Origin of the sequence: Hydrocoleum sp. CS-953, assembly GCF_002260545.1 — a bacterium.
GTDB lineage: Bacteria > Cyanobacteriota > Cyanobacteriia > Cyanobacteriales > Microcoleaceae > Trichodesmium.
Map to the genome: position 1 here is coordinate 1 of NZ_LGSU01001424.1, position 12,769 is coordinate 12,769.

Consider the following 12,769-nt stretch of genomic DNA (forward strand, 5'->3'; position numbering starts at 1 on the left):
AATTAATGTAGTGTTATTATGATTATGTAAAGTTAACTAAAGGGTAAGGATTTTATTATCTACAAAAGTTAAATTGCCCAAACTCCATATCATCTGAGTTCTTTAAAATAAAATAAAAATTATAAATTATGGACTTGATTTAATTCTCATTCCTAAACTCCTATACGGAGATGGTCTAACGGTCACATTTGAAAATAATAACTTAGGCGAAAAGCTGGCATCTGCGCTATAGTAGATTTAAGTGCTACTAATTTAGTCTCACAATGAAAAAAGATTGCTGGAACAATCCTTTGAGATTGCAAGTTGAACAGTTAACATAACCTTGGCAAAAATATTACTCTAATAATGTTTCATTTTAGATAGTGATGAATGCCAATCAATACCAAGCTTGTGATACAATTTATATATTCCTAGTAATTCTAGGCTTGATACACGAAAGATGCTCATCAATATAAATGACAGTAAAGAGAAAATTTTTATTTGTCAAGCTTTCCAGTAAGTAATTTTTCATAAATACATTTGCATTTGACCAAGTTATTGATTGGGAGTATAAAAAGCCAATGCTACAACGCAAGATATATCAACTTTGTTGTGATGGTCGTGAGGTATGTATTTTCTTGCGAGATCAGCAGCGTTGGATAGAACAAGCAAAAATATTGGATATAGAGGGAGATTTAGTAACGATACGCTACGAAACAGATGAAGAAGATGAAATCTGTTCTTGGGAAGAAATGGTCCGTTTAGAAAGTATAGGGGCTATTACCCAAAAACTAGCGTCCGTGCCCAGGGGTAATATCGATCCTCTAGTATCTGAAGATTGTCCAGAAGCTGAACAGATTCGCAACCACTATCCAGAATCAAATCAACAAGAATAATTGAGATATCTCAGATAGATGATTAATGACTAAATTATTTTCGTTAAATACATAGAAATATGTCTTATTATAGTTAAAATTGATGAATTAGTCATTTTTATTGCTCTCTCCGTTAGAAGTAAAAGGAAAATGAAGCGACTCAAACATAGGACAGTACCCATCAGATGTTACCCTAAAGCCATATAGAGCTGAAACAGGATTGGAACAACGTTGTCCTCGGTAATGTACACAATTACCACAACAATGTAACTCAGGAGAGAGCAAGCGATCGCTGGTTTGACTAAGAAGTTCTCGTTGGGATATTCCTTTAATGACCAGTTCTTCTCCTTGCCAACGAACCTCTACAAGACCTGTATCCGCAAAACTTGGCCAACGATTATCATTTGTAATGCTTTGAGGTAAAGAAATTATTACCTCTGTCTCTAATTCATTTAATTCCCCTTCATAATTAGTTTCTGGTAATGTAGGTACTATAAAAGTTTCACCTATTGGTAACTCTACTAATGTACCATTAGCTGGAGAGTGTAGTTTATAACGGTTGCGTAACTCTTCAAGGTTAGTTAGGTCAGCTAAATAATTAGGATGGCCATGGACGAAAATTATATGTTGAGGACGTAAGTTGTGAATTAACTGTGTTGTACCAAGTCCATCACAATGATCGGTCAACAGATATGTTTCGGTATGAGCAAAATTCAACTCCTGTCGTATCTTTCCTGGTATTTCTGGTAGTAAGATAATAACAGAATTATCTTGATTAATAACGTATTGGCTCAAATCAGTATCCTTGTCCGCAATGAGGATATAAGGTTTTTCTGTGGAAGGTAATTTTCCTGGCGATCGCCTCAGCACACGCGGTTTTATTTTTTCGTCCCAAAATAGAGGTTGATGTTGAGCAAAATTTTGTACAGTTGTGGGAAATTGGGACAATAGTTCTAAATAAAGGTCACAACCTCTGGCTACTTTTTCCTCTACCCAAATATCTAAATCGCGGCCTGTAAAATAATGGTGACTGCGTAGAAGCATCAACAATTCTTGTCCTAATCCTAAAGGGGGGGTAGGTAAGATAACTGAAGTTCCTGAAATAATAGCTTGATATATCTTTTCGGCCAGGTTATTCTCTAATTGTCGCCGATGTGGATAACGGGCAGTGCCATAGTTACCTTCAATTATTAATACATCTGGCTTGAGTCCTCGTAAATTTCCTAAAGGTAGACCTTCAACCAAACGACTGTTTGATAAAAAGAAATCTCCTGTATATAAGAGTTTATAGGTTCGATTTTTTCCAGTATAGGTGAGGAGAAAAGCTGTTGCTCCTGGTAAATGACCTGCTGGAAAAAGCTCTACAGTTAGACCAGTACGAAGTTCTACTGGTGAGTGCCAAGGTAAAGGTTGACAAAAATTAGGGATTTCAGAAATAGGAATTTCTGGCCAATTTAGAGGTAGAAGTTTAGTTGTTGCCTCACTAGCATATATTGGCAATTTTGGAAAAGTTTGATGAAGTGGCAAAAGTCCTTGAGCATGATCTGAATGTGCATGACTACATAGGACAATATCTGCAGGAGGTTGTTGTTTTATTTCATTAGTTAATAATGAAATATCGGTAATACCACAATCTAATAAAATCCGGTGTACTCCAATCCGAACTAGCAGACATATTCCATCATCTGCGTGACCTACACTATAAGCTAAACATTCTAAATCTATCACAAGGGTTATTTCAATTATCAGTTATCAGTTATCAGTTATCAGTTAGCTTCTTACAGAGGAACTTTCCTTTCCTGCGGAATGCTACGCAAAGTTTAAGAGTTATCAGTACCTCTGACTCTCTGTATCGGGATTGAAATACTGAATTGAAACTTTTTTTATCCCCTATTTGCTTCGCTCTAGTGCCGCTACGCGGAAGTCAAAATTCAAAATTCAAAATTCAAGCATTATTGATTAGTAAGGCTTTTAGGATTTTGTAACTGGTCAGTTATTTCCGCCATTCTGCACTAGGAAAATTTTGGATACTAATAATTTAAAATTTTACCCAATTATTAATTATTAATAATTAATAATTCTGGTTTAAAGGCTCCCCTTGGATAGGGGAAAAAAAGTGCTAGGATATTTCCCGATATTCAATTCCGTAACGGTTTTAACCTTCTTGTAATTATCAATTATNGGGGAAAAAAAGTGCTAGGATATTTCCCGATATTCAATTCCGTAACGGTTTTAACCTTCTTGTAATTATCAATTATCCATTATCAATTAATGAATCATCTTTAAGTTTAAGAACTTATTGACAAAATACCCGATAAATAAAATCTCAAATCAACTAAAGTTTTTAGTATTTTGATTCCTAATAAGTATTCAGTATTCAGCAGTCAGCAGTCAGCTATGAATTATTAACTGTTCACGTTTATAAATAATTAGTCTCTAACCAGAATTAAAAGTTATGTTTTCCCTGCATTCCGCAGAAAATAAAAAGGTAATAAGCTAACCTTAGTAATTACTTTATTCTTTAAAAAGCTTTTGGTGCAACATTCCGATCCAAAAATCAAAAATAAAATCAATTATTATCAAGAAATTATGAATTACTTCCCCCTATTACCAAAAAAAGAGGTCCAAAGCCTCCCCTTTTAAGAGGGTGAAAAAAATATTTAATTCAGTATTTCAAGCCTTCGACTAAAGTCGGAGGTGCGCTGATAACTGTTAACGTTAACGAAGTTCCTCTGCAAGAGGCAGTTCCTCTGTTTTGCTGACGCAAAGCTCCGCTAACGCTGCGCGACATGGAAAGCGGAGCAGTCCGTCAGGATAAAGCGCAGCTCCGACCCAGGAGGCAAGAGGCTAACTGTTAAGTTAGCGAAGCTCCTCTGAAAGAGGCAGTTCCTCTGTTAGCGCAGCTCCGACCCAGGAGGCAAGAGGCTAACTGATAACTGAAATTACCCATTGCCTATTCCCTATTCCCTCTTTTCTGGAGATGTCTAATTTTTACTGAAAATTACTAAATATTAAACTACAAGAATAATTTTTTAGCTTAATTGCTAGCTTACAATCTTGGATGAGAAAAGATCCAGCGTATATTTCTATACGCTTACAAAACTTTATAATTATTCATAATTAAGAGCCTGGTAGTAGTGTATATTTCAATTCAATGTTGCGAGGGATCTCCCGTGATAATCGACAGATTTAACGGGAGGGGAATCACGACCCACAAAAAAACAGATATTGGTATCAAACTTGTCAAGTTTTTCTGTTGACAACATGCCAATAATTATGATCCTCTTGACTAAGATTAGGAGTGGCGGTAATACGCACCTGATTGCTGAACCTAGACAACTCAAGATATGGAGTTAAACTCAGAGAACTTTAGTTATTCCGTCAGAAGGTCATTTCTTGAAGGAAACTAGGTGAGTACATAATTTTTAGCACAAGACNTTGGTATCAAACTTGTCAAGTTTTTCTGTTGACAACATGCCAATAATTATGATCCTCTTGACTAAGATTAGGAGTGGCGGTAATACGCACCTGATTGCTGAACCTAGACAACTCAAGATATGGAGTTAAACTCAGAGAACTTTAGTTATTCCGTCAGAAGGTCATTTCTTGAAGGAAACTAGGTGAGTACATAATTTTTAGCACAAGACGGCGGTGGGTCTCATCGTTGCTGCCTGTGGAGGCGTAGACATCAGTCAGCCGGCAAGACAGGAAGCTCCATCCGTGAGGAGGAGAAGCTCCCCCTATAATCTTCGATTTAGCGGGAGAGAACGTCACAAAAGTATAAAACTTAAAAAAATAGGCTCATAAGTCTATACAATTCTACTCCTACTTCAGGAATAGATTTTAGCCATGAGTCCAAATTTTTCAGTTTTGTAACTAAAAAATACATTTTTTTCAGCAAACCTTATTAGATCTAGGAGATAGTTCAAATGGTTTTTGGACCTGCATCTCAGTTAGGGGTTGGCCTTTTTGAAGATACAGAACCCGTAGAACTGTTGCCCGGACGTTCATCAGAAGAAGTAGAAACTGTGATTCGAGCTGTCTATAGGCAAGTTCTGGGCAATGCTTACGTCATGGATAGTGAAAGACTCAGTGTAGCAGAGTCCAAACTCAAAGAAGGCGAAATTACTGTCCGTGAATTTGTACGTCAAGTTGGACGCTCTGACTTGTATCGTTCTCGGTTCTTTGATACTTGCCCCCGCTATCGTGCAGTTGAATTAAATTTTAAGCACTTTTTAGGTCGCGCTCCCGATGGCTACGATGACATGAAACTTCATAGCAAAATTCTGGATGAAAAAAGCTTTGAAGCTGATATTGATTCCTACATTGATAGTGACGAATATAGTAGTGCTTATGGGGAAAATATTGTTCCTTATTATCGAGGATACAAAACCCAAACTGGCAAAAAAATGGTTGGTTTTACCCATATGTTCCAACTATTGCGTGGAGCTTCCAGCAGCGACTTCAAAGGAAGTTTACCTGGAAAAAGCCCTGCTTTGAATAAATATGTGATTCAAGAAACACCTTTGGCTGTAGTTCCTCCTTCTGGTGGTTCGGATGGTTGGTCATTCCAAGATACAGCTTTAGGTGCTAGAAGTAGACATGGAGTCGGAGCTAGTTCTGGTGGTAAAGTTTACCGCATTGAAGTAACAAACTATAGCTCAAAAGTAGTAAATCGTGTTTCCAAATTCCGCCGTAGCAATAAGGTATTTTTGGTGCCTTTCGATCAACTTTCTAAAGAGTACCAAAGGATTCATCAGCAGGGTGGAGTTATTGCCAGTATTACTCCTATCAACTAGGGGTTAAAATCAGAAAATTATTTACTCATTTTGCCTGAATTGGTTAGTTACTAGATTCGTAATAACTAAAATTGAAATTCAAGAATGAAGTTGTTATAATTTAGTAGTTATATCCAGGATAAGAAAGGGTAAAATTTTTTAAAAAATTTGCAGTAGTTCATGGTTGATAGTTATTCTGTTTATATATGATGAATGATTAGCTATGAGCTATGAACACTGCAAGGATAGTATAGAAAAAAATCAAAATCTTTGAAATAGAATAGAGGAGTTAAAATGTCACTTTGGGTAGACAAAATCGATCCAATAGAACTACGTTCTAATGCCACAGAAGATGAAAAAGAAGTTGTGATTAGAGCTGTTTATAAGCAAGTATTGGGAAATCTCCATGTAATGGAGAGTCAACGTCTAACTAGCGCCGAATCATTTCTGAAAAACGGAGAAATTTCTGTCCGTCAATTTGTTAATATGGTTGCTAAATCAGAACTATATTTCTCTTTGTTTTTTGAATCATCTTCTCCTTATGGATTCGTAGAACTAAACTTTAAGCATATATTAGGTCGTGCTCCTGAAGACCAGGCAGAAATTTCTGAACACGTTCGTATATGTAATGGAGAAGGATACGAAGCAGAAATTGATTCTTACACAAACAGTGACGAATATATTCAAAATTTTGGGGAAAATATTGTTCCATACCCACAAGGTACTACCACTGTAGTTGGCATGAAAAATGTAACCTTTAATCGGACATTTGCTCTGGAACGAGGATATGCTACAAGTGACAGAAATAAGCCTTCCCGATTGACTTTAGATTTAGCTGCTAATATGGGTACGAAAATTACAGAACCTGTATCTGTAAGTGGACCTTATAGCAATACAATTAAGCGTTTTGAAATCTCAGTTACTAAAACTGGTATTGGTCCTGTTGTTAAGCGAAGTGCGACAACCTATACAGTATCTTATGAACAGCTAACTGCAAAAATTAACAGCATTCAAAAAACAGGTGGGAAAATCCTGAAAATTACTGAGGTTGCTTAAATCAATAGTTAAGAACCTTTCTTTAATGGATAATGGATAATGGATAATGATTGATTAATGACAACCTATATCAGAGATTAAAAAAGCTTATTCAAGCACGAAAAAGCAATTTTTATATTCTTTCATTATCAATTATTAATTATCAATTATTAGGAGAGGCTTTCAACCGGATTGATAATTATCAATTATTGTTGGTAAGTTGTTGTTAGAAAACCCGGTTTCTCCTGAAAATATTACAGTAATAGTTTGACTTTCAAGAAACCGGGTTTCTATTTGGAGTAAGTTTTAATAATTATAGGAGTTACACAAAGACCATGTATGTAGCGTTCAAAACTATAACGTTATAGTTTTTTAACCCTATATATAGTATATAATACCTCTGCGGTAAGCATTTCCTGCGGAATGCTGCGCAAACAGCCGTCAGCTATTAGCTATCAGCAAAGAAGAAATTAGCCTCTAAAGAGAATTAAAAGTTATGAATAAAGTTGGTCATCAGCTAATCTTAGAATTGCTTGATTCTTTACAAAAGCTCTTTGCCCAGCATTCTGCACGAAATGGGGAATGCTAATGGGTGAATACTTATCCTCTGCGTAACTCCTGAATTAATAATTAACAATTAATAATTACCTATTCTTTTTTAGAATAGGATTTAATAAAAAGATTTTTTCCTTTTTTCTGCATGATAGGAAAGGCTTGAAAGGTTAATTTTTCTGTAAAATCAGGATTTGATAATATCAAATAGGTTCCTCAGTAAATATCATTTTTAAAGATAGTAATGTATGGATGTCGTAGAATTTGTCGAACGTTCTATAGGACGTTGGCGATCGCAACGTAGTGGCCACAATTTAGCATTTAGTCATTTTGAAGAAGTTCGCTCGACAATAGATATTGTTTCTTTACCAACAAATGCTCCAGAAGTAATAGAATTGTGTAAGTCTAGTGGAGTAGATATTAGTAATGCTATTTCTCCTTTTCAGATGAGTTGGGAAGGAGAATCAGATTGGGATGAAAATGAAATTCTTGAAGGTAGTTGTATTTTAGTACCAATACCTGATAAAGATAATCTCAAAAAAGGAAAGTTATTACGTTCCCAAGGGTATGCAGAAACTATTCCTGCTGCGGGAGAATATCATATTACCGAAGATGGTACTTTTGTTCTACATACAGAATATGACCGTGCTGCTGCTGAAGAAAAAATTTGGTTTGGCACTCCTAATCTTAGGTTTAGAGTATCGTTGATTAAAACGAGTGATGGTAATGGTGTATTAACTGCCTCTTTTTCATCAGAAATTCGTTCTTTATCAACTGAGGAAAAATAATTAGTAGAATAATCAAAATAAGTAAGTCGGTAGGTGGAAATAAACCTAATACTGTTTCACGGAAGTCAAAATTCAAAAGTCATACATTAAGATTTTATAGGCTCAAAACTTTGATACGCTGGTTCATTAATGGATAATGGATAATTGATAATGGATAATTGATAATTACCTCTAGTTAAAACCGTGACGGAATTGAAGATAAGGAAATTCAAGAGCACTTTTTTTTCCTTAAAAGGGGAGGCTTTAAACCAGAATTATTTAATTATTAATAATTCGGTGATTTCAGGAAATTATTTCACATCTTTAGTTTAAAATGATTGGCGACATCTTTAAAATTAATTTGTATCACAATGTCAGACAATTTTTATTTAGCTCAAACTTTTCAGATAACTTTCTTACCGAAAAAATGGGTATAAAGCCTCTCTATTTATGGATAAAAAAAGAAAAAATTTTCCTTTTAACCAATCTTCTCCTTTTCCAGAAGAGGTAATTCTTAATTGTTAATTGTTAATTATTAATTGTTAATTATTAATTATTGAAACTCCTTTTCAGTTGCTTAGGATATAGTTACATTTAATTATGCCTGGCTAATTATATAAATAGTTTTTCTTAAAAACCTTGATAATAAAAAGCAAAAATAATTGAACAATAAATAGGAAAGACTATGAATATTTCCCAGACACAAGATAAAACAAATTTGAATAACTTAATTACTCTAGCTAGTTGGATGGCAGGAGACTTTAGTAATAAAAAACAAGCCTTAGAAAATCCAACTCTTTATGCTCATATTCATGTTTTTTTCCGACCTTTGCCAGAGAATTTTTTTCCTGGTATAGGTTTTTATTCTGAGCAGGTTTATGACTATGACCTCTGGAGTCCATATCGTCAAGGAGTACATCAACTTATAGATAAAGGCGATTATATTTATATAGAAAACTACAAACTTATAGACCCTATTCTCTATGCCGGTGCTGCAAGAGAATTAGACATTTTACATACTATTACTCCAGAAAATCTAGAACGTCGTTATAACTGTTCAATGGTTTTTAAACGAGATGGAGACAAATTTGTAGGGAGTGTTGAACCGGGAAATAAATGTTTAATTCATAAGAGAGGATGCGAGACTTATCTAGTTAGTAAAGTAGAGTTAACTGAAAATACTTGGGTTAGCTCAGATAAGGGTATGGATATTAATACACATAAACAAATATGGGGTTCAGCAGCAGGAGATTTAAAGTTTGAAAAACAAACAAGTTTTGCTGATGAGTTACCGAATATAAATAAGTAGTTAGACAAAATTATTTGTATATTTACTATTCAGTTATGTTTTGATTTGTTACCGAATTATTTGATTATTAATAATTAATAATTAAATAATTCTGGTTTAAAGCCTTCCCTTTTAAGGGAAAAAAAGTGCTCTTGAATTTCCTTATCTTCAATTCCGTAACGGTTTTAACCGAAGGTAATTATCAATTATCAATTATCCATTATCCATTAATGAATAGCTCTTTAGGTAATCTTTACCGAAAAATCAAGATATAAGAGATTGAATATATCAGGAAATATAAAAAGGAGATAGGGAACAGGGAACAGGGAACAGGTAATAAGAAAGAAGAAATTAAGACAACTATTTGTCACTTAAAAATCTAGGAATAGTATTTACCTTTCCGCCTCTGGATATTTACCAGATTTTAACCTTTTGAAGTCTTACCTCTTTTAGATTTTAGTCACTCTAAGCTCTCTGAATACTTGTTTTACAAACAGTCTCTAATACCATTTATCAAAAATTTTATCTATTTCAGAGTAGGGGAGTAAGGGAGTAGGGGACTGTAGGGACGTTGCATCCAACGTCCCTACAAATCAAGAATAATTAACCTTAACTTACCTAAAATCACCAAAAAAGTTATTATACTAAAGTAATTACCTAATAACTGAAGTTTTAATTAAGTATAGCATTAATGGATGGGAATTGGTATAAAGCATCTCCATTCATGGAGAAAAAAGAAAAAAAATACTTTTGGTCAATTCTCTTCTTTATAATAAGAGGCAATTATTAATTGTTAATTATTAATTGTTGAACTACCCAAAATCTATAGTTAATTTTTTCAGGTACTTCAAAAATTCAAGGTAGCAGCCATAAAATAGTCTTGAGGGAGGGCTAAAACAAAATGTTACCACCAATAGCAGAAAAGAAATTACAGGGTTGGATCAGAAGTCGCCATATCATCTGCTCAGGAAATTTCTTTTTATTTGAAACTGTAGAGTATTCTACTATTGATAGATTCACAGAATGTGTTCAAACATTAGGTGGGAGTTTAATATCTGTTAAACCTATTAAGAAAATTTGGATTGGTAATCATAGAAAAGTAGTTCTTTACCAAGCAAAAGCAAGTCTCCATACACCTCACCACGATTTGAAACAATACTGGGTCAAGTACGGTGGTTTTTATACTAGGTTTGATGAACGGGGTTGATCGAGTTTTAAGTAGTAGCTTTTAGGAATATATTCGATACCAAATTTGTCATAAATAGTTTTAAAGTTTAAATGTGAAATAATTTCAATAAATTATATAAAATCTACTTCCTGAGTGAGTTGGGAGGTTCATTCAAAAGGTATAAATTCAGAAGTATCGTTTGGGTTTGGTGACCAAATTTCTACGGGGATTCAACAATTAATAATTAATAATTACCTCTCCTTGAATTCGATGCCCCCAAAGCAAGCATTTATCAGCCCACTCTATATAGTGGTAAAATAACTCCATGCTGAACATGAACTACACTTATCGAATCTATCCAAATGCCGCACAGCAGATTGAACTGCTGGAGTGGCTTGAGACGTGCAGAGGCGTTTACAACTACGCTTTGCGCGAACTCAAGGACTGGATTGCTTCGCGTAAGTGCTCGGTGGACAGGTGTTCGTTGGAGAAGGAATACATCATTCCTGCCGACGAACCGTTCCCCTCTTACCACCGTCAGCAAAACAATCTGCCCAAAGCTAAGAAGCAACTTCCGCATTTAGGCCAGGTACATTCTCAGGTTTTGCAAACTACGATTCGCAGACTGCACGATACCTGGGAAGCGTTTCAGAAGCGTGGGCATGGTTTTCCGCGTTTCAAAAAGTTTGGTCAATTCAAGTCCTTTGTGTTTCCCCAATTCAAGCAGAACCCGCTCAACGGCTTCACCATCAAGCTGCCAAAGATTGGGGACGTTCCTATCAAGCTCCATCGCCCCATTCCTGATGGGTTCAAAGTAAAGCAGGTGCGGGTATTGTCTAGAGTACGGGGGACACAATGGTATGTCGTCGTTACCATTGAGTTGGATATATCGGTTCCTGATGCTCCGGTTCATGGTCGGGCAATTGGAATTGACCTGGGATTGGAGCGATTCTTGACAGCTTCGGATGGCTCTTTCCAGGAGCGCCCTAAGTTTTTCAAGTCGATGCAGAGCAAGCTGAAATTGCTGCAACGCAGAGGGGCGAGAAAACAGAAGGGGTCTAAGAATTGGGAGAAGGCACAGCGAGAAGTAGCCAGAATGCACCATCGGATTGCGAACCGTCGTCGAGACTTCCATCTGAAGACGGCTCACAAGCTTTGTGACCAGGCCCAAACTATCTTTGCAGAAGACCTCAATGTCAAAGGGCTGACGCGAGGGATGTTGGGAAAAGATTGTCTAGATGCTGCCTTCGGACAATTTCTGTCTCTGGCTGAATGGGTGTGCTGGAAACGCGGGGTGTATTTTGCCAAAATCAACCCAAACGGCACCAGCCAAACCTGCCCTAATTGCCTGGCAACTGTCAGCAAAGGGCTGGAAGTCAGAGAGCACCACTGTCTTGAGTGTGGGTATCGAACCCATCGTGACCATGCCGCAGCAGAAATGGTTTTGTATCGTGGACTAGAGAATGTAGTAGCCCAGGGACTCTGGGGAAAGGAAACAGCCTGTCAAGTCGGTCTGTCGGGGGTCTATGACCTAGATAAGTGGCGTGGGGCAGGAATGCTTGCACTGCGAGGTTAGGAAGCCCGCGCTGACCCTACGGGTACAGTGTCGGGAGAATGTCACGGAATACCATTAAGCGGTATACTAGAAAAAGTATGGTGGCCAAGGAGAATGCCAATGTCAAAAAAACGTGGTAGTGCCACCTCTTATACAGAAAGCAAGGTTAAAGTAGGCGTGTCTCTTACTCCCAGTAGCGCTGAGAAGCTAAAGGAGATAGCAAAAGAACTTGGTTTATCAAGGTCTGAGCTAGTTGAGCGCATTGCCAGAGGAGACCTTGCGGTTTTGAGAGAGGCGGCACAAATAACAGCAAGTTTGAATAATCAGTCGGATACTGTCAACAATGCTTTGAGCAAAAATGAATTACCCGAAAGTAAAGTAGATGTTGTCACAGTTCCCGAACCATTAAGGGAGTCTGTAGAAGTACAAACTCAATTATCGGCAAGTTATCAGACTTTACAGCAAGAGTTGGAATCTCAAATGGCACAGGTAAAGGATTTGGAAAACCAAATGGCTGCCATGGTGTCAAGAGAAAGTTATGAAACTTTACAAAAACAATTAGAAGAAGATAAAAAAGTAATTGCAGATTCCCAGGAAAAACTAGCTCAACTCCAGCAACTAGAAGCACAAGTAGCTTCCATGGTTTCCCAGGAAGTATACAAAACTTTGGAGCAAGAGTCTCAAGAGCAAAAGGTACAACTAGAAAAGTTAGAAGAGCAAGTCGCTTCGATGGTGTCCAAAGAAATTCACGATTCTTTGCAGCACCAGTCAC

General features: G+C 36.4%; 9 protein-coding genes. 8 read left to right on the forward strand and 1 reads right to left on the reverse strand.

What is annotated here, in order from left to right; genetic code table 11:
* Nucleotides 1-560 precede the first annotated feature (560 nt).
* On the forward strand, nt 561-875 hold the full coding sequence (locus AFK68_RS29210; protein WP_094677340.1) for a DUF6679 family protein: 315 nt from the start codon (nt 561-563) through the stop codon (nt 873-875).
* An 87-nt stretch (nt 876-962) separates the two neighbouring features.
* Here the strand turns inward: AFK68_RS29210 and AFK68_RS29215 are convergent, their stop codons facing one another.
* The gene (locus tag AFK68_RS29215) at nt 963-2,582 is read right to left on the reverse strand and encodes an MBL fold metallo-hydrolase (RefSeq protein ID WP_210407675.1); all 1,620 of its coding nucleotides are present in this window, start codon (nt 2,580-2,582) and stop codon (nt 963-965) included.
* A gap of 2,201 nt (nt 2,583-4,783) precedes the next feature.
* Between AFK68_RS29215 and AFK68_RS29220 the strand changes: the two genes are divergently transcribed.
* The 7 genes from AFK68_RS29220 to AFK68_RS29250 form a co-directional block, all read left to right on the forward strand.
* Complete coding sequence (locus AFK68_RS29220) at nt 4,784-5,653, forward strand: phycobilisome linker polypeptide (protein WP_094677342.1); 870 nt, start codon at nt 4,784-4,786, stop codon at nt 5,651-5,653.
* 273 nt (nt 5,654-5,926) lie between these two features.
* Nucleotides 5,927-6,688, forward strand: a complete 762-nt coding sequence (locus AFK68_RS29225) for a phycobilisome rod-core linker polypeptide (RefSeq protein ID WP_094677344.1) — start codon at nt 5,927-5,929, stop codon at nt 6,686-6,688.
* A 779-nt stretch (nt 6,689-7,467) separates the two neighbouring features.
* The gene (locus tag AFK68_RS29230; RefSeq protein ID WP_094677346.1) at nt 7,468-8,007 is read left to right on the forward strand and encodes a phycobiliprotein lyase; all 540 of its coding nucleotides are present in this window, start codon (nt 7,468-7,470) and stop codon (nt 8,005-8,007) included.
* A gap of 664 nt (nt 8,008-8,671) precedes the next feature.
* Nucleotides 8,672-9,295 carry a chromophore lyase CpcT/CpeT gene (locus tag AFK68_RS29235; RefSeq protein ID WP_094677348.1) on the forward strand — a complete coding sequence of 208 codons (624 nt, stop codon included), beginning with the start codon at nt 8,672-8,674 and terminating at the stop codon, nt 9,293-9,295.
* 880 nt (nt 9,296-10,175) lie between these two features.
* Complete coding sequence (locus tag AFK68_RS29240) at nt 10,176-10,481, forward strand: CpeR family transcriptional regulator (RefSeq protein WP_094677350.1); 306 nt, start codon at nt 10,176-10,178, stop codon at nt 10,479-10,481.
* 295 nt (nt 10,482-10,776) lie between these two features.
* Entirely contained in the window at nt 10,777-12,018 is a 1,242-nt protein-coding gene (locus tag AFK68_RS29245; RefSeq protein ID WP_168186701.1) for an RNA-guided endonuclease TnpB family protein, read from the forward strand.
* A gap of 99 nt (nt 12,019-12,117) precedes the next feature.
* A partial coding sequence (locus tag AFK68_RS29250; protein ID WP_143438409.1) for a ribbon-helix-helix protein, CopG family occupies nt 12,118-12,769 on the forward strand: 652 nt, incomplete at its 3' end.

Bases quoted from the DNA above. Each gene is read 5' to 3' on its own strand.
- AFK68_RS29210 (WP_094677340.1), top strand. From the start codon at position 561: ATGCTACAACGCAAGATATATCAACTTTGTTGTGATGGTCGTGAGGTA.
- AFK68_RS29220 (WP_094677342.1), top strand. From the start codon at position 4,784: ATGGTTTTTGGACCTGCATCTCAGTTAGGGGTTGGCCTTTTTGAAGAT.
- AFK68_RS29225 (WP_094677344.1), top strand. From the start codon at position 5,927: ATGTCACTTTGGGTAGACAAAATCGATCCAATAGAACTACGTTCTAAT.
- AFK68_RS29230 (WP_094677346.1), top strand. From the start codon at position 7,468: ATGGATGTCGTAGAATTTGTCGAACGTTCTATAGGACGTTGGCGATCG.
- AFK68_RS29235 (WP_094677348.1), top strand. From the start codon at position 8,672: ATGAATATTTCCCAGACACAAGATAAAACAAATTTGAATAACTTAATT.
- AFK68_RS29240 (WP_094677350.1), top strand. From the start codon at position 10,176: ATGTTACCACCAATAGCAGAAAAGAAATTACAGGGTTGGATCAGAAGT.
- AFK68_RS29245 (WP_168186701.1), top strand. From the start codon at position 10,777: ATGAACTACACTTATCGAATCTATCCAAATGCCGCACAGCAGATTGAA.